Here is a 22,060-nt window from a genome sequence, read left to right as displayed (position 1 = left end):
CGTTGACGATTTTTAATTGAAAGCTAAGTGCGTACGCACTTGGCTTTTTTGTGTACTTGATTTGGTGTACTCATTCCCAAGCTTAAATGTGGCCGCATTTCATTATAAATAAAAATAGATTCTTCAACTAAATGCCTTAACTCCTCTAAATCTTTACAGTCATACAAAAGAAACTCTTGTTTAAGTATCCCATTTATTCGCTCTGCTAATGCATTTTGATAGCAATCATAACCATCCGTCATTGATGGCTTAATATCATTTTTATTCAATTTTTCCTGATAAACCTTTGAACAATACTGTAATCCTCGGTCTGAATGATGAATCGTACTCCTTTGATATTGACGGCTATCTATCGCCATATCAAGAGCTTTGACTACATCAGTAGCTTTCATTTCATCACTTAATTCATATCCCATTATCTTTCGACTATAAGCATCTGTTACTAAAGATAAATAATGAATACCTTTTTGTGATTGAACGTAAGTGATATCACTAACAAAAACCTCTTCAGATGCTTGAGGTGTTACTTCTTTAAGTAAATTAGGATGTTTTTTCATCCAATGCTTACTATAGGTAGTTTTTGTATAACTTCGTTTAGGTTTTACTAATAAGCACTCATTTCTTAAATAGGAAAAAAAGTTATCTCTGCCTAACTTTATGCCATGAGTGATGAATTTGGGCTTAAGTAAAAAATATAATTTTTTACCTCCAATACGAGGCATATATCGACGAATTTCTTGCACCATATTTTTAACCGGTGAAAGTTCAACGGCACGTTTCAGAGCTCTACGTTCTTGTTGGTATATACATTGTCTTGTAATGCCAAGTAGCTGACTAGCTCGCTCTAAGCTGATCATTTTCTGCTTTTGAAGACTTCTTGCTCCTTGGCAATATACTTTTTTCTAAGGCCTGCACCATGTTCTGCGTCCATGATATTCACTACTTCATTAAGTAATAAATTACGCATTCTTTCATCATCAAGCTCTCGCTCTAAACGTTTAATTTTTTGTGCAGGCGATTCTTTCGCTTTCGGGGATTTAGGCATAATAATCTTAGGTGATTGAGACCAGTCCATCTTACCGTGTTTTCTTAACCAAGTAAGTACGGTAGATCGACCTTGAATGCCATAAATGTTTTGAGCTTGCTTATAGGTCATATCGCCTTTTTCTATAGCGGCAACAAGCTGCAATTTAAAGCCTAATGAATAATCGCGTTGAGTTCGCTTATTCTTTGTTTTTTCTTGATTTGTCATATAAAAGTCCTAAATGTGTAAACACATTTCAGGACGAGACATAATAATAAAAAAAGCCCGCTTATTTCTAAGCGGGCTTTTTATTTGGAAACATCAGAATAAATTATTCTTCAGTGCTCTCAGCATCGGTATCAGCTTGAGGAGCCTCAGTTGCTTCAGTTGTTACTGTTGCCTCTGTTACTTCACCCTCTTCGCCTTCAATGATTTCAGCTTCTTCAACTTCATCAATGCGTTGCAGTGCAACTACATTTTCATTTTCAGAAGTACGGATCAATGTTACACCTTGAGTATTACGACCCACTTGGCTAACTTCTGATACACGAGTACGTACTAGCGTACCTGCGTCAGTGATCATCATGAATTCATCGCCATCTTCAGCTTGAACTGCACCGACAACACTGCCGTTACGTTCAGAAACTTTGATAGATACAACACCTTGCGTTGCACGGCTCTTCGCAGGGTACTCAGAAAGAACAGTACGTTTACCGTAACCATTTTGAGTCACTGTTAAGATATCGCCTTCATTAGAAGGAACGATTAACGAAACAACCTGATCTTCACCAGACAGTTTCATACCACGAACACCAGAAGCTGTACGGCCCATACCACGAACTTGTTCTTCGTTGAAACGAACCACTTTACCTGCTTTAGAGAACAGCATGATTTCACTTGAACCATCAGTGATATCAACACCGATTAGTGAATCATCTTCACGTAGATTTACTGCGATTAAGCCGTTTGCACGAACTTTTGCAAATTGATCTAGTGATGTTTTCTTAACAGTACCATCACCTGTTGCCATGAAGATAAACTTATCTTCAGAGTATCCAGATACTGGTAGAATAGCTGTAATACGCTCACCTTCTTCTAGAGGAAGAATGTTTACGATTGGCTTACCACGAGCAGTACGACTTGCTTGAGGTAATTGGAATACTTTCAAGCTATACGCTTTACCACGTGTAGAGAAACAAAGGATATTATCATGAGTATTCGCAACAAGTAGACGTTCGATGAAATCTTCATCTTTCATCTTAGTTGCACTCTTACCTTTACCACCACGACGTTGTGCTTCGTAATCGCTCAGAATTTGGTACTTAACATAACCTTCACGAGAAAGAGTTACTACAACATCTTCTTGTGTGATTAGGTCTTCCATGTCGATGTCATGGATCGCTGCGCCAATTTCAGTGCGACGCTCATCACCGTACATGTCGCGAACCATCACTAATTCGTCACGGATCACTTCCATTAGACGTTCAGTGCTTGCAAGAATATGCATTAGCTCTGCGATTTCATCTAATAGTGCTTTGTATTCATCTAAAATCTTCTCGTGCTCTAAACCAGTTAAACGGTGTAGACGAAGTTCTAGAATTGCTTGAGCTTGTTGTTCTGTTAAGAAGTATTTACCTTCACGAATACCAAACTCTGGCTCTAACCAATCCGGACGAGCAGCATCAGTACCAGCACGCTCTAGCATTGAAGCAACGTTACCTAAATCCCAACCACGTGAGATTAGACCTTCTTTTGCTTCTGCTGGTGTTGGTGCATTACGGATTAATTCGATGATTTCATCGATATTCGCTAATGCTAGTGCTAAACCTTCAAGGATATGAGCACGATCACGCGCTTTGCGTAATTCAAAAATAGTACGGCGAGTTACTACTTCACGACGGTGATCAACGAAACACTTCAACATTTCTTTCAGGTTGAATAATTTTGGTTGACCATTATCTAGTGCAACCATGTTGATACCGAATGTAGTTTGAAGTTGAGTCAGAGAGTAAAGGTTATTAAGAACAACCTCACCTACTGCATCACGCTTACATTCAATAACAATACGCATACCATCTTTATCAGATTCGTCACGTAGTGCTGAAATGCCTTCTACTTTCTTATCCTTAACTAGCTCAGCGATCTTTTCGATCAAGCGAGCTTTGTTAACTTGATAAGGGATCTCTGTAACAATAATGGTTTCTTTACCATTCTTGTCAGCTTCGATATTTGCTTTAGAACGCATGTAAACTTTACCACGACCTGTCTTATAAGCATCAACGATGCCTTTACGACCACTGATCAATGCAGCTGTCGGGAAGTCAGGACCTGGAATGTAGTTCATTAGCTCATCGATCGTGATTTCTTCATTTTCGATGAAAGCCAAACAACCATTTACCACTTCTGTTAAGTTGTGTGGTGGGATGTTTGTTGCCATACCAACCGCGATACCCGATGAACCATTTACAAGTAGGTTCGGGATCTTTGTTGGTAATACTGCAGGGATCTGTTCTGTACCATCATAGTTAGGAACATAATCTACAGTTTCTTTATCTAGGTCAGCCAACAGTTCGTGAGCGATTTTCGCCATACGAACTTCGGTATAACGCATCGCCGCCGCTGAGTCACCATCGATAGAACCAAAGTTACCTTGGCCATCAACTAGCATATAGCGTAGTGAGAACGGTTGCGCCATACGTACGATGGTGTCATAAACAGCACTATCACCATGAGGGTGATATTTACCGATTACGTCGCCAACAACACGGGCAGATTTTTTATATGGTTTATTCCAATCATTACCTAGTACATCCATTGCGAATAAAACGCGGCGGTGTACTGGTTTTAGGCCATCACGCACATCGGGAAGAGCACGACCAACGATTACTGACATCGCATAGTCTAGGTAAGAACCTCGAAGCTCATCTTCAATATTTACGGGCGTGATCTCTTTAGCAAGATCGCTCATAGAGCCAATATCCCTCAATTAGTTCTGTCGTATCAATATCAATTGCCTTAGCAAATAATACTACTTCTATGCACCAAGATAATTAATACTGATAAACGTGCAAGATTGCAAAATATAGCACAGTTAAGTGGGATTTCGCACCGTTTTAATTTGCAAAATGGCTCTTAAGCTTAAGAATCCTGCGAAATCGGGAGCAAGTCACATACCTGAGCATCATATTCTTGATAAACCTCAGAAAATGTGCTGAAAAAATCGCCATTTTAAATGCTCACTTTCTCATTTTTTTCTGTATATAATAGAGGGATATAAAAAAGGAATATTAACTATGACTCAGCAGTTAAATGTCGACCCGGCAGAAATCAAAAAATTTGAAGATATGGCTTCACGTTGGTGGGATTTAGAAGGTGAATTTAAACCTCTACACCAAATTAACCCTCTTCGTTTGAATTACGTGCTTGAAAACGCAAATGGCCTCTTTGGTAAAAAAGTCCTTGATGTAGGCTGTGGTGGCGGGATTTTAGCTGAAAGCATGGCAAAACAAGGAGCAGATGTTATTGGTTTAGACATGGGGAAAGAACCTTTAACTGTTGCACGCTTACACGCTTTAGAGACAGGAACAAAACTCGAATACGTTCAATCAACGGCTGAACAACACGCTGAAGAGAACCCTGAGACGTATGATGTGGTGACCTGTATGGAAATGCTTGAGCACGTACCTGACCCACTTTCAGTTATCCGCTCTTGTGCGAAAATGGTAAAACCTGGTGGGCACGTATTCTTCTCAACGCTGAACCGTAATATCAAGTCTTATTTATTTGCTATTGTTGGTGCAGAGCAACTATTAAAGTTAGTACCAAAAGGTACACACGATCATAATAAGTTCATTCGCCCTTCTGAACTCTTAAAAATGTTAGATCAAACCGCATTACAAGAGCGCGGTATTACCGGTTTGCATTATAACCCTCTTACCGATAGCTACTCTCTTGGTAAGAATGTAGATGTTAATTATATTGTTCACACTACATTGTAACCAACTGCTTCTTTCTTAAACTAAATGGCTTTTTATTACACAAGCGTCTCATTAAAGAGCCATTTATAACCTTAATTAATATACTGCTATACCTAAATTCCACATTTCATTTATCATGCCAAATTGAATGAGAAATCATCATTTTTTTCTAAAATGCAAAGATCCTCATAAACGACAAAAATCAAGAAAAATATTTTTTTAACTGCTTACTTATCAACCATAATAAAAAACGTCATTTCCCACACCTTGATATCACTAAAGTGATTAGGTTAGTAGATACTTACTGTTTTTTTTAATTCATAGGTTATCCACAGGGGACAATGATTTTGAAACTTGATCAGAGGCAAAATAATCACTATCTTGTAGTCAATTAATCATTAAGCCCTATATCTTGTGTTTATTTCAAAGCGCACCACTATGAGCTTGATCACAAATTAACAACGAAAATTACAAAAATTACATCTTCGTTCTTTATTTAAAGGAAAAGTAGACAAATGACTCAACAGCTTACCGTTACTAAGCGAAATGGCAGCACAGAAAAAATTAATCTAGACAAGATCCATAAAGTGATCACATGGGCTGCAGAAGGTCTAGATAATGTTTCTGTATCACAAGTCGAAATGAAATCTCATATCCAATTTTACGATGGCATGAAGACTTCTGATATTCATGAAACCATCATCAAAGCTGCCGCTGATTTAATTTCTGAAGACACTCCAGATTATCAATATTTAGCTGCTCGCTTGTCTGTTTTCCACCTTCGTAAGAAAGCATATGGCCAATTCGAGCCACCAACGCTGTTCAACCACGTTCTGAACCTTATCGAGCTTGGTAAATACGATAAACATATTGTTGACGACTACACTCAAGAAGAATTTGATCTAATGGATCAAATGATCGATCACAATCGTGACATGGACTTCTCTTATGCTGCAGTTAAACAACTTGAAGGTAAGTACTTTGTTCAAAACCGCGTAACGGGCGCAATTTACGAGAGTGCACAGTTCCTTTATATCCTTGTTGCGGCGTGTCTATTTGCTAAATATCCAAAAGATACTCGTCTTGATTACATCAAGCGTTTCTATGATGCTACGTCACAGTTTAAGATCTCACTGCCAACACCAATCATGTCTGGTGTACGTACTCCTACTCGTCAATTTAGCTCATGTGTATTAATTGAGTGTGACGATAGCTTAGATTCAATTAATGCAACAGCAGGTTCTATTGTTCGTTATGTATCTCAACGTGCTGGTATCGGTATCAACGCGGGTCGTATTCGTGCTCTTGGTTCTGAAATCCGTGATGGTGAAGCATTCCACACAGGTTGTATCCCATTCTACAAATACTTCCAGACAGCTGTTAAATGTTGTTCACAAGGTGGTGTTCGTGGTGGCGCAGCAACGCTGTTCTACCCTATTTGGCACCGTGAAGTAGAATCTCTGCTTGTTCTTAAAAACAACCGTGGTGTTGAAGAGAACCGCGTTCGTCATATGGATTACGGTGTACAAATCAATAAACTGATGTACACACGCTTAATCAAAGGCGGAAACATTAGCTTGTTCTCACCTTCAGATGTTCCAGGGCTATACGATGCGTTCTTTGCTGATCAAGTTGAATTTGAACGCCTATATGAACAATACGAGCAAGACACGTCGATTAAACGTGAAACAGTAAAAGCAATTGAGCTGTTCTCACTACTAATGCAAGAACGTGCATCAACTGGCCGTATTTACATTCAAAACGTTGACCACTGTAATACACACAGTCCATTTGACCCAAGTGTTGCGCCTGTACGCCAATCTAACCTATGTTTAGAAATTGCACTTCCAACTAAGCCACTAACTCACGTTAATGACGAAGAAGGTGAAATTGCATTATGTACGCTTTCTGCATTTAACTTAGGTGCAATTGAAAAACTAGAAGAACTTGAAGAGCTTGCTGAGCTTGCTGTTCGTGCTCTTGATGCGCTTTTAGATTATCAAGACTACCCTCTTCCAGCGGCATATAAATCAACAATGAACCGCCGTACATTAGGTGTGGGTGTTATTAACTACGCTTACTACCTTGCAAAAAATGGTGTGAAATACTCTGATGGTAGTGCAAATGGTTTAACGCACAAAACATTTGAAGCGATTCAATACTACCTATTAAAAGCATCTGTTGGTCTAGCAAAAGAGCAAGGCGCATGTCCTGCTTTCAATGAAACAACCTATGCTCAAGGTATTCTACCAATCGATTCTTACAAGAAAGATATCGATGCTATCTGTAATGAAGAATTGCATTTAGATTGGGAAACATTGCGTGAAGAGATCAAGACACACGGTCTACGTAACTCTACACTATCTGCATTGATGCCATCTGAGACGTCTTCTCAAATCTCAAATGCAACTAACGGTATTGAACCACCACGTGGCTTTGTATCAGTTAAAGCATCAAAAGATGGTATTTTAAAACAAGTTGTTCCTGATTTTGCGAATCTGAAAAACAACTATGAGCTACTTTGGAACATTGGTTCAAATGATGGTTATCTACAGCTTGTAGGTATCATGCAAAAATTCGTTGACCAAGCAATTTCAGCGAATACTAATTACGATCCAAACATTCAACCAAATGGCAAAGTGCCTATGAAGCTGTTATTAAAAGACCTTCTAACGGCTTATAAGCTTGGTCTTAAAACACTTTACTACCATAACACTCGTGATGGTGCTAGCGACTCACAAGACGACCTAGGACAAGATGACGATTGTGCAGGCGGCGGTTGTAAGATCTAAGTTTTCACATTAATATTTAGCCCGCTTTCATTAGCGGGCTTATTATCTTTAGTTTCAACATCTTTAATGGTTAATCCAATATGTACCTAAGTTCGTATAGGTATCTATCGGCATAATTTTTAAATAAAGAGCCCTTTTCTATTTCTTTGGCTTTGATAACATTGAGGTTTCCATGGCGTACAGTACTTTCCGACAAGAAAAAAATGATCAATTGAAAGAACCTATGTTTTTAGGCAACTCGGTAAACGTTGCTCGTTATGACCAACAAAAGTTTCAAATTTTTGAAAAACTTATCGAAAAACAACTTTCATTTTTCTGGCGTCCGGAAGAAGTTGATGTTTCTGGTGACCGTATTGATTACAACAACTTACCAGAACACGAACAACACATTTTTATCAGTAACTTAAAGTACCAAACGTTACTTGATTCAATTCAAGGTCGTAGTCCAAACGTTGCTCTGCTTCCTCTTGTTTCTATCCCTGAACTAGAGACGTGGATTGAAACTTGGTCGTTCTCTGAAACAATTCACTCACGCTCTTATACTCATATTATTCGTAATATCGTGAATAACCCTTCTGTTATTTTTGATGATATTGTTGAAAATGAAGAGATCTTAAAGCGCGCAAAAGACATTGCCCACTATTACGATAATCTAATTCAAGCAACAAATGATTATCATCGCTTCGGTGAAGGTACACACGTTTTAAACGGTCAAGAAATTACTATTTCTAAACGCGAGCTTAAAAAGAAATTGTACCTATGCTTAATGTCAGTTAACGCATTAGAAGCCATTCGATTCTACGTAAGTTTTGCTTGTTCATTTGCTTTTGCTGAACGTGAACTAATGGAAGGTAACGCAAAAATCATCAAGCTGATCGCTCGAGATGAATCATTACACCTAACAAGTACTCAACACATGTTGAACTTACTTCGTACTGGACAAGATGATCCTGAGTTTGTTGAGATTGCAGCAGAATGCGAACAAGAATGTTTTGATCTATTTAAAGCAGCAGCTGAGCAAGAAAAACAATGGGCAAACTACCTATTTAAAGATGGCTCAATGATTGGTTTAAACAAAGATATTCTTTGCCAATACGTAGAGTATATTACGAACCTTCGCATGAAAGCGGTTGGTCTAAATAGTGCTTACGAAGGCGCAACACAGAACCCTATCCCATGGATTAATTCATGGTTAAGTTCTGATAACGTTCAAGTTGCTCCACAAGAAACCGAAATCAGTTCCTACCTAGTAGGCCAAATTGACAATGATGTTGATGCGGACGATTTAGGCGATTTCGAATTATAAACAAACATATATAAACGCCGAAGCCGAGCTTTCATGCTCGGCTTTTTATTATCAGCAATAAACCTTATTGATAGATTTGCGGATAATAATTCAACCTTGCGCACAATTTTCATTTTTAACAACTTAGAAATGAGACTTCGCTTCATATAAAAACACATCCATGCGATAATCTCTTGTAATTAGACTAAAAATTATAAAAAAGAATTATGGCTAAGAATCAATGGAATGAGTTGCTGCTCGAACAAGTACGACAATTACCTATGGCTTCTTCAAAAGAGCAGGTACTGTTACGTCTTAATCTTTTAATAGTCGAAGCATCAAAGCAAAAAAAAACGATCCCAACTGAATTTGAGCTCATTTTTCAAGCCTATCAACTTTCTCGCTCAGGAAAACTCATTGACTCTATTAGTGTCTTTTTTGATGCGATTAATTTTAGTCAACAAAACCAACAAGAATTTTTAATCTGTTTCTGTCATTACAATATCGGCACACTTTATGGCATGCTCGGAAATTACTTTTATGCTCAAAAGTTTCTGACAAAAGCCGAAAAAATGCAGCAGTTTTGTGATGGTTACATTACGGGCATCATTAAAAACAACATTGGCGATATTTTCCGTCAAATAGGTAATTTTAATGAGGCCTTAATCTACCTAACACAAGCTGCCGAACTACTTTCTCAACATGGTCCTAAGACTGCCACAGCCCTATCATATTTTAATATTGCAGAAATAAAAGCTAAGCAATTCCTTTTTGCCGAAGCAAATGAATTACTTGAAAAGCTATATCAAGATATTAAAAATGAACCAAGATATTTAGGGTTTTACTACAAAATTAAAGCAGAGATAGCAAGCCATTCAGGTGAATTCAAACAAGCTGATAAACTTCATCTCTTATCTATTGAGAATATGCAAATATCCGAGCATGATTATTATTATGCTGAAATGATCTTAGAATATTGCCACTTTTTAACTAGTTGCTTGCAATATAAAAAACTAGATCAATTTATTGCTCTTGGCTTAGCTGTGGCAAAAAAAATAGAAAGTGACAAGCTTATCGATGGTTTCAACGATATCATTCTATTAAGAATAAAAGACATCGATGATATCAATATTCGTGAGAAACATTATCAAACCCTTACCTCTTCATTACTTAATTCAAGAAGAGAGTTGCTTAAGCGTGAAGGTGATTATTTACAACAGCTGTATCGCTTAAACGTTGCTAAATTAAACCTAAGTACCATGAAATCACTATCGGATAATTTAGCCGTTATAAATAAAGTTGGGCATTACATTAATACCAGTAGTGATATTAAAAATGCATTGCCACAAATACAGCAAGACCTTGCCTCTCTGTTTCAAACAGATACGCTCGCTCTGGGATTTTATAACTCTGAACAAGATCAAATTACGATTCATTACTTGGATAATAATTTACCAGCGCAAACGCCATACATCACCGATTGTAAAAGTGAAGCCACTTATATGAGTTACTGCATAAAAAGTAATTCTGCTTTTTATTTTAATCATATGAACAGCGAACAAAAAGTAGCAATGTTAGGTGATCGTTGTGATAGCAAAGTGCAATTTAAATCGGCTATGTTCTCTCCTATTACTATCAATGGTGAAGTAAAAGGGGTGTTCACCATACAAGCAAGAGAAAGCTACCAGTATCAAACTTTCCATTTTGAACTGTTTTCACAACTCATAAGCTACATATCCATCGCACTTGAAAACCAATACAATCGCCAACAACTTTTGCATTTATCCCAAACGGATCACCTTACACAGGTATGGAATAGAAAATCTCTTGAAGCTCATTTCAATCAATTAAAACAACAACAGAATCAAGAGTACACAGGGATAATGATCGATATCGACCATTATAAAGAATACAACGATACTTATGGCCATATTGCTGGTGATGAAGTTCTTATTCAAGTGAGTCGTTTAATCAAGCAAGGTTTTCATAGTTTAGAGACCCAAGTATATCGCTATGGTGGCGACGAATTTTTCGTCCTAATACCGAGCATAAAGCCAGAAAAGATCCGCCAAAAATTAGATAAGTTATTAATAGAAGTGAAAAAGCTATTAATACCACATAAGGCATCAACTTGTTCGTGCTATTTATCAATCTCTGTCGGTATTGGTTATAACAAAGATCCTGAAAACCAACTCAGTCTGAATTCTCTGGTTAATACTGCTGATAGAGCACTATATCAAGCAAAAGAAAATGGCCGAAATTGCTATTTTGAATTAGCGCATATCAAAGAAACCATATATTAATTTCTCATTTATCACCTTCAATATTTCATGGCTTGTGTTACTCTTTCTTAAGGGAAATAAACTGAAAGCTCTTTAAGCATGACTAAAATACACATCAACAAAATAATAACGCTACACAACACGTCACATCGTTCTTTATTAGAAGTAATGGAGCAACAAGGACTGGTTGTTGAATCTCAATGCAGAAGTGGCGATTGTGGTACTTGTCGTTGTACTCTGGTATCAGGCGAAGTGGAATATCAATCTTTTCCCCTTGCTTTTATCGGACCAAATGAAATTCTTCCCTGCGTTTGTAAAGCGAAAACGGACTTAGTTATTGAAGGGCTACAATTTCAAACGTTAGTTAAAAAAGCATAAAAAAGCCCAACAAGAGTTATCCTATTGGGCTTATTTGGGTTCTATGTCTTATTCTGAAATGTGTCTACAGCGCACTTTGCGGTACATAGATTTCAGATTCTCTATTTAGCGATTGGTACTCACCAAACATAGGTTTGCGTTCTAAGCAACGGCGCAACATATCTAACATTAGTGTTGAAATAATAGAGCGCATTTCATTATAGCTATAGTCTCGCTTCAGACTTACCAACTGTCCCCACTCGCCATACGATGTAGAAAGTGCCACTGCGACTTTCCCTTCAAGCATTGGTCCTGAAGATAAACCAATTGATGTCTGTGTTCTCTCTCTTGTTGCTGCAGCTAATGCTAACGCAGCAGCTAATGGATCTTGTCCCGCCATTTGCTGGTCAACTTGAGATGATAAAATCCAACCTTGTTTCATATGAGAACGAATTTGTTCATCCTCTTGCAACCAATTAGTTAACCACCCACCTGTCGCTTGTTCAGCAACCGTGAAGTTTAGTGAAAATTCATTTAAAAGTGCACCTACGTTAGGTAGCATCGATTCATCAACACTCACTACATTATCACCAAGTAAATGATACATTTTCTCTAAAGTAGGAAAGCGTCCATCATGATTTTTAGGGCCAAACAATTTCACTTCAATAAATGGAAGTGCCGAGCGGTAACCAATTTCAAAGCCATGAGGTAAACGAACTTGTTGCAACTTATCTTGAATACCAGATTCTGATAAACCAAAGGTAAATAAACGGCTACATTCAGACGCTTCAACCATTGGATGCCATTGCTTCATTCGAGGCAAGATCTGGTGCTCTACCATCACTTTAAATTCTGACGGTACGCCTGGGGTAAAAATAACAATTGATTTGTTTATTTCGATAAAGAATCCACATGCAGTCCCTACCGGATTATCAATAAGTTGTGCACCTTCAGGTAGCATTGCTTGCTTGATATTACTGTGTGGCATTTCTTTACCTTGTTCAAGGTAACGAGCTTGCATACGATCAAGCCAATATTGAGACATAACCAAATTGGTATTTAATACTTTTGCAGCAGCTTCACTAGAAATATCATCGGAGGTTGGACCTAAGCCACCATTAACAATTACGATTGATGCTTGATTAGTCTGATGGTGTATCTCTGCTGCTAACGCATCAATGTTATCGCCGACAGTAGAGCGATTTGATAATTTGAAGCCATGTTGATAAAAAAGTTGCGACATCCAAGCAGCATTGGTATCAACAATATCACCATGTAAAACTTCTTCGCCTGTGCTAATCATTGCTACTTGCAACATGCACCTTTCCTCTTTGATATTTCTATAATTACTTCTAATTTATCACATATGTGACTTTAAAAAACCATCTTACTTTTAATTTTACTCTATTTTGATAAAAATGCCTTTCAACCTCAATATGTAAACATAAAATTACAGTCATTGTATTTATAATTGTACATTTTTATTGTATTCAATTCAGAATAGTCGTACATTTCTACCATCGAAAATAAGCACCCAAATTTACTCTAATTTAAGAAAGAAGAAGTATATGAAGACAAAAGTACTTGGAAGCTCGTTAATTATAGCAGGAACAACCATAGGGGCTGGCATGTTAGCCCTACCTCTTGTTTCTGCTAGTCTAGGATTCTTTACAGCAAGTTTATTAATGATTGGTATTTGGGCAATCATGAGCTATACAAGTCTACTGATGTTAGAAGTTCATCAATACGGAGAACAGAGTGCAACGCTTCATAGTTTAGCTCGTCAATTTTTAGGAAAACATGGACAAAAAGTTGCAACCTTCTCTATGTTGTTTCTTTTTTACGCTTTGTGTGCGGCTTACATTGCAGGAGGAAGTGAACAATTTCATTCTAAATTAAATGAACTGCTTCCTTTTGAGCTTTCAAATTTTGCATCAACGATTATCTTTACCTGTATTGTTGCAACCATCATTACATTTGGTACGAAAACAGTTGATATTATTAACCGTGGTTTATTCACGTTAAAATTAGTTATGTTAGTTTCTATTCTGTTCTTTTTAACGCCAAGTATTACTGGAGAATATCTATTAGCACTGCCTGTTGAGCAAGGTGTATTTATCACAGCATTACCCGTTATTTTCACTTCGTTTGGATTTCATGGCAGTATTCCAGCAATCGTGAACTACCTTGAGTTAGATGTTAAAAAGATCAAAATAAGTCTATTAGTGGGTTCTTCCCTACCTTTAATTGTTTACTTATTTTGGCAAGGAATGACATTAGGTTTGTTGTCACAAAATGAATTTGGCCAAATAAACGGACTAAATCAATTCATCACTGAAATTCAAAGCACAATAGATCACCAATTTATTCAACAAGCACTTTCTTTGTTTGCCGATCTTGCGCTATTAACTTCATTCATTGGTGTAAGTTTGGGATTATTTGAATTTTTACGTGATTCATCTAAAAAATGGCAACAATCATCAATTGTGACCGCTTTATTAACTTACACGCCACCATTGTTATTTGCTTTGTTCTACCCACAAGGCTTTATCATGGCTTTAGGCTATGCCGCTATTGCTCTTGTTATTCTTGCTCTATTCTTGCCGGTAGCTTTAGTTATTTCAGCGAGAAAAACTAAAAAAGGTTCGGAATACCAAGTAATCGGTGGAAATAGCGCATTAATAGCTGTTGTTGCTTTCGGTGTGCTTATTATTGCTAGTCAAATTATCAGTTCTTTATAACACTTAAATTTTTTTGCTTATTTAGCGCTCATTTACCTAAATTACATTTAGATAAACGGGCGCTATTGTTTTTTATGTTTTGCATTTTTTCTCGAATAGTAGATAATTGTGAGCTAGCTCAGAAATTTAATTGTATTAAGGACTTTTCGTGAAAAAACAAGCAATAGCCAGTTTGCTTTTAGGGTGTACAGCATCAACAAATGCTTTCGCACTAGATACTAATAGCGCTTATGATATGGATTATCAAAACGACTGTTCTACAAATATCTACTCTAGCTATTGTTCAAATGCGTCATTTAATTTTTCTCCAATGCGCTTAGATGGTGAGACACCGTCTAAAGTTGCTGAAAATGATTCCCTAGCACAAAGCACACAATTACCGCACTACCTTCGCGTATCAGATGAGCGTGATTGGGACTACCTAATGGAACAGTCATACACTATTCTTGGTTTAAGTGTTGCAACTGTTGGTTTAATGACTTTTCTTCCAGAAAGCATCACTAAGTGGGATTCTGAAGATTCAAGCATTAAAAACCTAGGCTCTAAGTGGAAAGATAACGTAAGCCAAGGCCCTGTATGGGATAAAGATGAGCACTTCTTAAACTATGTAATGCACCCTTACTTTGGTGGTGTTTACTATACAGCAGCTCGTCACGCAGGCTTTAACGAATTTGAATCTTTCTTATACTCGACAACAATGTCAACGTTCTTCTGGGAGTATGGTGTAGAGGCATTTGCTGAAGTACCATCTATTCAAGATTTATTCGTTACTCCATTCTTTGGTGCTGTTGTCGGTGAAGTGATGCTTCAACAAGAACTTCGCATTACTGAAAATGGTGGTGAAGTGATGGGCTCTGAAACCTTAGGTAGCGTGAGTCTATTCTTCTTAAACCCTGTTGGTCATATCCATTACTGGGTAACCGATGCTTGGGGTGATGAGACAGAAGTAAATCTAGCTTACAACGCATGGTTTAGTAATGGTGATGCAGCTCAATACGCTTACGATGCGGGTATGCCTTATACCGACCAGTTTATCGGCCTTGAAGTGAAACTTAAATTCTAAATTCACATCAATCAGAATGACAAAAATAAAGGGCATCTTAGTATGCCCTTTATTTTTATAATTAGATGGTCATTAATGGAATTGGTACTATCTAAACATCATTTTCAAGGCACAAAAAAACCGAGGTAATCTCGGCTTCTTTGTGTCTATAAAATAGTTTATTAAACGATTAAGCCGCTTTATAAATCACTTTATTACCAGCAAGTTGTTCACGTACAACTAGGTTTTCTTCAACTAGCTTCTTCAAGCCACCTGTTGCCCATGCTGCCGCTTTTGCTTCTTCTTGACCAGCTGCAAGACCAATTTCTTTTGAATTGATGCCTTCAGGATTTTGACAAACAATGTCAAATACAGTCTGTTGCTTTGGCGTAAGTGCGATGTCTGTTGCTGCTGCTTTTGGTGCTTCTGCAACTACTGCTTCCACTTTTTTCTCAACTGGTTTAGCTACTTTTGCAGGTTTAGCTGCTTTTTTCACTTCAGTTTTTGGTGCAGTAACTTTAGCTTTAATGCGTTTATGCAGCTTAGACTGAACTTTACGTTTGTGAGCAATTTTCATGAAACTTAAACTCCGTTGCGCTATATCTATATTTGTGAGTTACCCTCTCAAATTGATAGCGGAAAAAAGATGTCAATTCCTAAAATGTAACCCAAATAGTTGTATTGGAATTGGCGAAGCGCGTTTTATACCAAAAAACGCGCCATATTTATAGACATGACGACACTGTATGGTGAAAAGTCCGTCACTTTTACAAAATTTCTTACCAAAGTGGCATTTTATCAGCGACAAATGGGTTAGTTTGACGCTCGTGACCAAATGTTGACTCTGGACCATGACCGGGCACAAATCTCATGTCATTACCTAATGGCCACAGTTTTGTTTTGATAGAAGAAATAAGCGTATCAAAGTCCCCTTTAGGGAAATCTGAACGACCAATAGCACCTTTAAACAGTACATCGCCAACGAATGCCATTTTTGCTTCTTGATTAAACAGTACCACATGACCAGGAGTATGGCCCGGCGTATGCAGAACGTCTAATTTTTGATTACCAAACTCAATCACATCGCCTTCATTTAGCCATTGACTTGGCTCAAATGCCTCAGTGTGAGGGAAACCAAATCGCTCACTTTGATTTGGAAGACCTTGCAACCAGAAATTATCTTCTTTATGCGGACCAACAATCGTTGCATTAGTCATAGCAGCCAGCTCTTCTGTACCACCTACATGATCTAAATGACCATGAGTTAATACCATATGCACAACATCAACATTTAATGCCTCAATTGCTTGTTTCAGCAATTGAACATCACCACCTGGATCGATCACAACGCCTTTCATGGTTTCATCACACCATACGATTGAACAGTTTTGCTCGTATGAAGTCACAGGAATAATTTGATATTGTAAGCTCATATTTGTCTCTTCCTAAAATAATTACACTAAGAATAGCACGGCTATTATTTTAGGGGAATTCGATTCCAATGGTTATCCCACATCACATTCGTTTGATGACTTGTTACCATCCCACTTTCAGTTCTGTTGACGACTTTCCCTGCCCCTGAACTTATATGCCACTGTGGCGGATTTACTCCACTTTGCTCCACCACGACTCCAGAGGCATCAACCAATGACACAATCTCAATTAATTGATTCGTCTCTAGATCCCAAACACCATAACAATTGCCTCGAGGAGAAGTAGCGACAACATGTGTTCCTAATACAGCAATACTCGCAATATAATGATTAAATCTGAGCCACTCTTCAGGTTCAGCATTAAGCGGAATTAAGGCTCCACCCCGTTGATGTATTGCCACTAAGGGAACACCATCTTCAGGCTCTCCTCGATATTGCTGACCACATAACACCCGTCCATCATGAGTTTGAGATAAATGACGAATGCTTAACTTATGATCGGCTAATCCAACACGTTCAACCACTTCTCCGGACTCAGTAGACAAGTATACCAATACTGGTTGCATCGATTCTAAATTTAAAGGCGTTCTACCATCTGTATGAACTCCACCAACTCCTATCGCTAATGTCGTATCATCAACACGGATCACTTCATGAGGGCCAATACCAAAGCCAGAGAATTCATTTACTTTAACTAACTTGTGGCCACGCAATTGATAAACACCAATAATACCTTGGCTCGTCTTCTTCTCACCTTCAGTGGTATATAGAGTCACTCCATCAGAAGAAAATACACCATGCCCATAAAAATAGCGGTCAGGGCTAGATACTGTAATGGCATAACTTTTACCGGTTTCTATATTAAACAACTGCATATAGTTACCAGGGCGTCGAGCAAATGCGACACCTAACTCACCATTAGGGGAGATAGCAACACCATGACCTCTTTCTGGTAGTGGAATCGAATAAATTGGGTAACCGTTACTGTCCGCAACAACTGCACTAAAATGCCCATTAGCGGTACGAGAGCAAGATACCAATGCCGCTTTTTCTCTCTGAAGCGACGAAGAAGAACACGCTGTTAGCCACGGTGACAATGCCAAAGCAGCCGCACTACTTTTTAATAACTTACGTTTATGATTATCAATCGCCATCAGTTGCATTGAACCCTATTACAATATTCAACTCTATCGCTACTTCTTCATGAATTAAGTACTTCAAATACTCTAATTTGTTATATAAAGAGAGTGTATCTTGATAGCCTGATTTAGTTTGCAATGCAGCAAACAACGACGAAGATGCAGGCCACGATGCTAATGTAGAATCAAAATGATCATTAATTCGATCGGCTAACTCTGCATGTCCTTGTTTACGCAAATAATTATCAAGACCGACACCATTAGCTATATAAAGTGTGCGCATTGCTTCAACATTGTATTTAAGCCACGCTAATGACTTTTCTGAACGCCATGACTCAGCAAAATATGGACGTGGTTGCCCAATTTTTGCTAGTGGACGGCTCAGTTTTTTCATACTGTAATCAAGTTGATTCGCTAACAAGGCTATATATTCATTTAACCACATTGTTTGATCAAATTCAGACCATGGATTAACTTGCCATGCTTGTTCTATTTTTTGCGTATTAAGCGCCAAATTGCGTGTAATCGCATTTCCTAGCTGACACCCTTCAGGTTTTGGCAAGGTAGATAATTTGTCAAATAACAACCACTCAACAGCTCCAAGACCTTGAGTTGTCACACTTTGTTGTTGAATTAACTCACTATTCCAATTCTGATTTTGTTGTAATAACTGAGACATTTTTCGACCCGTTGTGTTTTTTTTATCTGGCCAAAATTGAATATTCCAATTTAATGCAAGTGCCGCTTCAGGCCCCCTTTCTTGTCCTTGTAATGCCATCCAAGAATGCATTGTTTGCTGCCACTGCTCTTCAACCTCTCGCTTATCAGCCTGCTTTACACAATAAGATTCAAACTTTTGCGCTAGTTGTAAACTTGATTCAGCTAAACGTTGAGCTGATTGTTGTTCAATAACATAAACTTGCTCAATCATTTCATTCGATGTAGAGGTTTGGCTAGTACTTTGACAGGCAGTAAGCAAAACCGTACTGCTTAGTAATAGATACTTAGGTTTCATTGCTTATCCTTTATAATGAATTCAGAAATTTAAGTAACGCATTGCGATCTTGCGTTGATAGTTTCACTACGGCATCACGAGTTGTTTGAGCTTCGCCACCATGCCAAAGAATCGCTTCTAATGCATTTCTAGCTCGACCATCATGAAGCATTTCTGTATGCCCATTCACTTCCTGTGTATAGCCAAGTCCCCACAATGGTGGCGTTCGCCATTCTTGCCCATTAGCTAAAAATTCCGGTCTATTATCTGCAAGCCCTTCTCCCATATCATGTAGTAGTAAATCAGTATAAGGATGAATTAACTGGTTAGATAACGCTGGTCTTTCTTTAATTTCTGCTGTTTGTATATTGCTTTTATGACAACTTTCACAGCCAATATCTTTAAATAGCTTTTGACCTTTAATTACTTGAGGAACATTTACATTTCGACGAATAGGAACGGCTAAATGCTGAGAATAAAATTCAACAAAATTTAAAATCTTATCGCTAACCTCTGGCTCACCGCCATGGGGAAGCTTCGCACACGCCGTCTGAGCCTGAGTACAGTCATCTTTTGGGAACATGTTACTCGTTAAGCCTAAATCCCCGTTAAACGCTGCCGCATTTTGCTGCATAAGTGTCGGTTGTCCAGCTTTCCAACCAAAACGTCCTAATTCAAGTTGCTTTGTTTTTGCATCCCACACTCGGTTTGCTTTACCTGAAACGCCTTTATTTTCCTTCTTTTGTTGTTCAGCAAAACCAAGGATTGTTTTTTCAGGGATAGATTCTAATAAACCTAAACCGATCATAGGTGGGGCAATCCGTGCAGACATCATTACATTCTCATCCATGTCACCATAAGCTAATTCGGTAATAGCCAAATTTGGCTTTCGCAATGTGACAACGTAACCATCAGAAAGCGTTACAGGTAGCTCATTATAGGTAATGTGTATTTGCCCCTCAGGCTTTAATCCAGATAACGAGAAATCTTGAAGCTGCCCACCATAAGTAGGCTCAGGGATTACCCCTTCTAAAATAATGCGTTTTTTCTGCTCTGGAGTAAAAGCTGGAATACTTAGTCGAACAAGCATAGATACGGCATTTGTATCGCCTTCTCGAGGAGCATGTCCTCTGCCATCTTTAATATGACAATTCTGACAACCGTTAGTATTAAATAAAGGGCCGAGTCCATCTCTGGCATCTGTTGAAGCTGGTGCTTGTACCCAAGGATTACGAAAGAAACTGTTACCGACACTAAAGTCTAGTCGTTTACTCATAGGTAAGTTTGCAGCAGGCAAGGAAAAAGCATTCTGCCCCTCTTTTTTTACGCTTGTTTTACCACCAGAAGCAACATCAATAGGGTTTACATCAGTTGAGAAAGAAGAAAAAGAAAATGTAGATAATAAAGTTATTGCTCCAAGCATTGCGGGTTTCATAAAATCGCACATCCTGATCGTCATATTATTATGGGTATCGATGGGTATTGTTATCGTTATTATTTCAATAATCACAATAGAAAAAAGAAAAGAGCTCAATCACTAGATCGGGGGAAATGTGATTGAGCTAACGCCTATTTCTAGGCTGGTATCATTGCATTACTGCTTTTTCTTAGAATTAAAATTCATGATCAGCCGTATCAGGATTTAAACTTGTAATGCCAATAACGTTTGCAGCACGTTCAATAGAAGCAGTTTGCAAAACTAACGACATAATTGATTTGTTTACTAATGCATTACCAGCAGCGTTATCAGCGGCAATCAATTGATCAAAGTGTTGATTATCCTTCTCCGCAGCAGAAACCAATGTACCTACTTGAGTACGAGTTGCATCAAACTGCTGTTTAATCTCTTTTGCTGCTTTTGCATCTTTCTTTGCAACGAGATCATGAATACTCGGACCAGATAATTGAGAACCATCAGCTCGTGTATAAGTTCCCGTATAGACGTTATAGATACCTTGTTCGTTGTAGTAATGAGAGTTATGTGTATTATCAGAAAAACAATCGTGCTCGTCTTCTGTTGAGTTTGCTTCTAATGCAACCTTCATTCGCTCGCCGGCTAACTCACCTAGAGATAATGATCCCATACCAAATAGCATCTTACGCAAACCTTGCTCTGATGATTCAGATAAAAGCTCAGCACGATAATTTTTCTCACCTTCTTTCCATTGTTTTTCCATCCAAGAAAGGTCTTTAATCAACAATTCAGAAGCTGCTTTTAAATATTCAGCTCGGCGCTCACAATTACCGTTAGTACACGCAGAACCGATAACATAATCAGTGTATGGACGCTCACCTGCACCAGAGTTAGTTCCATTTAGGTCTTGGCCCCAAAGTAAAAATTCAATGGCATGATAGCCCGTTGCTACATTTGCCTCAGAACCGCCTAACTCATTTAAGTCTGCTAATTGCTCCGCCTTAATTGATGTTACATCAATCGTTTCAGCACCGATCTTTATTGACTTAGACGCAACAATATTCGCTTTAGCGCCATCATTACCTAATTCATATTGATAATCGTCAGCAACATAATCAATTAAGCCTTCATCTAAAGGCCAAGCATTTAATTGCCCTTCCCATTCATCAACAATCGCATTACCAAAACGGAAAACTTCCGATTGTTGATAAGGTACACGAGCCTCTTTCCAAGCAAGCTTTACTGTCTCTAAACCATCTTTAGAAGGATTATTCAAAAAAGTAGTAATGGCTTTGTCTAGTTTTTGAGCTGTAGATAAAGAATCGCTATAAACAGCATGAGCGATATCAGCATAGTGCTCTACCACTTCCGATTGAGTCGTTGCTTGTGAAATAGAAGGAATAACAAATAAAGATGCGGTAATTAAATTTCGAGCAAATTTGACGTGATTCATGAATCGTCCTTGTTGAGCAAATGAATATGACTTGTAAACCATTAATTGAAAACTGTAAGAATTCATTAATGATAATAATTTTTATTTGCGTAATATACTCACTCTAAATCTAAATGCAAATCCTTAT

16 protein-coding genes are annotated in these 22,060 nt (G+C 38.1%); 7 read left to right on the top strand and 9 right to left on the bottom strand.

Annotated features, from left to right (window positions below; genetic code table 11):
• Nucleotides 1–23: 23 nt before the first annotated feature.
• Nucleotides 24–1,252, bottom strand: a protein-coding gene (locus AVFI_RS06175; RefSeq protein ID WP_408580437.1) for an IS3 family transposase whose coding sequence is annotated in 2 segments (ribosomal slippage) — nt 24–889 and nt 889–1,252 — 1,230 coding nt in all. Because the reading frame shifts where the segments join, the coding sequence is not laid out codon by codon here.
• Between the two features lie 103 nt (nt 1,253–1,355).
• Nucleotides 1,356–3,992, bottom strand: coding sequence for a DNA topoisomerase (ATP-hydrolyzing) subunit A (gene gyrA, locus AVFI_RS06170; protein WP_188863885.1), 2,637 nt, complete (start codon nt 3,990–3,992; stop codon nt 1,356–1,358).
• A 325-nt stretch (nt 3,993–4,317) separates the two neighbouring features.
• Here gyrA and ubiG point away from each other — a divergent pair, with 325 nt between their 5' ends.
• The 5 genes from ubiG to yfaE all read left to right on the top strand — a co-directional run bounded on the left by ubiG (nt 4,318) and on the right by yfaE (nt 11,738).
• The gene (gene ubiG, locus AVFI_RS06165; RefSeq protein ID WP_005419055.1) at nt 4,318–5,022 is read left to right on the top strand and encodes a bifunctional 2-polyprenyl-6-hydroxyphenol methylase/3-demethylubiquinol 3-O-methyltransferase UbiG; all 705 of its coding nucleotides are present in this window, start codon (nt 4,318–4,320) and stop codon (nt 5,020–5,022) included.
• A gap of 494 nt (nt 5,023–5,516) precedes the next feature.
• Nucleotides 5,517–7,793 carry a class 1a ribonucleoside-diphosphate reductase subunit alpha gene (gene nrdA, locus AVFI_RS06160; protein WP_054776179.1) on the top strand — a complete coding sequence of 759 codons (2,277 nt, stop codon included), beginning with the start codon at nt 5,517–5,519 and terminating at the stop codon, nt 7,791–7,793.
• 172 nt (nt 7,794–7,965) lie between these two features.
• On the top strand, nt 7,966–9,099 hold the full coding sequence (gene nrdB / locus AVFI_RS06155) for a class Ia ribonucleoside-diphosphate reductase subunit beta (RefSeq protein WP_005419053.1): 1,134 nt from the start codon (nt 7,966–7,968) through the stop codon (nt 9,097–9,099).
• Between the two features lie 206 nt (nt 9,100–9,305).
• Complete coding sequence (locus tag AVFI_RS06150; RefSeq protein ID WP_188863884.1) at nt 9,306–11,381, top strand: sensor domain-containing diguanylate cyclase; 2,076 nt, start codon at nt 9,306–9,308, stop codon at nt 11,379–11,381.
• A gap of 78 nt (nt 11,382–11,459) precedes the next feature.
• Nucleotides 11,460–11,738, top strand: coding sequence for a class I ribonucleotide reductase maintenance protein YfaE (gene yfaE / locus AVFI_RS06145; protein WP_011261818.1), 279 nt, complete (start codon nt 11,460–11,462; stop codon nt 11,736–11,738).
• A 64-nt stretch (nt 11,739–11,802) separates the two neighbouring features.
• Here yfaE and AVFI_RS06140 read toward each other — a convergent pair whose 3' ends face one another.
• Nucleotides 11,803–13,035 (bottom strand): CinA family nicotinamide mononucleotide deamidase-related protein, encoded by a 1,233-nt coding sequence (locus AVFI_RS06140; RefSeq protein ID WP_188863883.1) that lies wholly within the window; start codon nt 13,033–13,035, stop codon nt 11,803–11,805.
• Nucleotides 13,036–13,285: 250 nt separating this feature from the next.
• On the opposite strand from AVFI_RS06140, the gene AVFI_RS06135 reads away from it, so the two are divergent.
• Together AVFI_RS06135 and AVFI_RS06130 are read left to right on the top strand one after the other, a co-directional pair.
• Nucleotides 13,286–14,458 (top strand): aromatic amino acid transport family protein, encoded by a 1,173-nt coding sequence (locus AVFI_RS06135; RefSeq protein ID WP_054776178.1) that lies wholly within the window; start codon nt 13,286–13,288, stop codon nt 14,456–14,458.
• A 148-nt stretch (nt 14,459–14,606) separates the two neighbouring features.
• Nucleotides 14,607–15,521, top strand: a complete 915-nt coding sequence (locus AVFI_RS06130; RefSeq protein WP_054776177.1) for a DUF3943 domain-containing protein — start codon at nt 14,607–14,609, stop codon at nt 15,519–15,521.
• 169 nt (nt 15,522–15,690) lie between these two features.
• Here the strand turns inward: AVFI_RS06130 and AVFI_RS06125 are convergent, their stop codons facing one another.
• The 6 genes from AVFI_RS06125 to AVFI_RS06100 form a co-directional block, all read right to left on the bottom strand.
• Nucleotides 15,691–16,077 carry a hypothetical protein gene (locus AVFI_RS06125; RefSeq protein WP_005419044.1) on the bottom strand — a complete coding sequence of 129 codons (387 nt, stop codon included), beginning with the start codon at nt 16,075–16,077 and terminating at the stop codon, nt 15,691–15,693.
• Between the two features lie 202 nt (nt 16,078–16,279).
• Nucleotides 16,280–16,933, bottom strand: coding sequence for an MBL fold metallo-hydrolase (locus tag AVFI_RS06120; RefSeq protein ID WP_054776176.1), 654 nt, complete (start codon nt 16,931–16,933; stop codon nt 16,280–16,282).
• 44 nt (nt 16,934–16,977) lie between these two features.
• Nucleotides 16,978–18,087 (bottom strand): DUF1513 domain-containing protein, encoded by a 1,110-nt coding sequence (locus tag AVFI_RS06115; RefSeq protein WP_054776175.1) that lies wholly within the window; start codon nt 18,085–18,087, stop codon nt 16,978–16,980.
• Complete coding sequence (locus tag AVFI_RS06110) at nt 18,077–19,087, bottom strand: imelysin family protein (protein WP_188863882.1); 1,011 nt, start codon at nt 19,085–19,087, stop codon at nt 18,077–18,079. Before AVFI_RS06110 ends, AVFI_RS06115 begins: the two co-directional genes overlap by 11 nt.
• 10 nt (nt 19,088–19,097) lie before the next feature.
• On the bottom strand, nt 19,098–20,501 hold the full coding sequence (locus AVFI_RS06105; RefSeq protein WP_065623949.1) for a di-heme oxidoreductase family protein: 1,404 nt from the start codon (nt 20,499–20,501) through the stop codon (nt 19,098–19,100).
• A gap of 178 nt (nt 20,502–20,679) precedes the next feature.
• Nucleotides 20,680–21,933, bottom strand: coding sequence for an imelysin family protein (locus tag AVFI_RS06100; RefSeq protein ID WP_054776174.1), 1,254 nt, complete (start codon nt 21,931–21,933; stop codon nt 20,680–20,682).
• Nucleotides 21,934–22,060: the final 127 nt, after the last annotated feature.

Origin of the sequence: Aliivibrio fischeri ATCC 7744 = JCM 18803 = DSM 507, assembly GCF_023983475.1 — a bacterium.
In the GTDB taxonomy this organism is placed as follows: domain Bacteria; phylum Pseudomonadota; class Gammaproteobacteria; order Enterobacterales; family Vibrionaceae; genus Aliivibrio; species Aliivibrio fischeri.
This window is presented reverse-complemented; position numbering and strand designations above follow the sequence as displayed.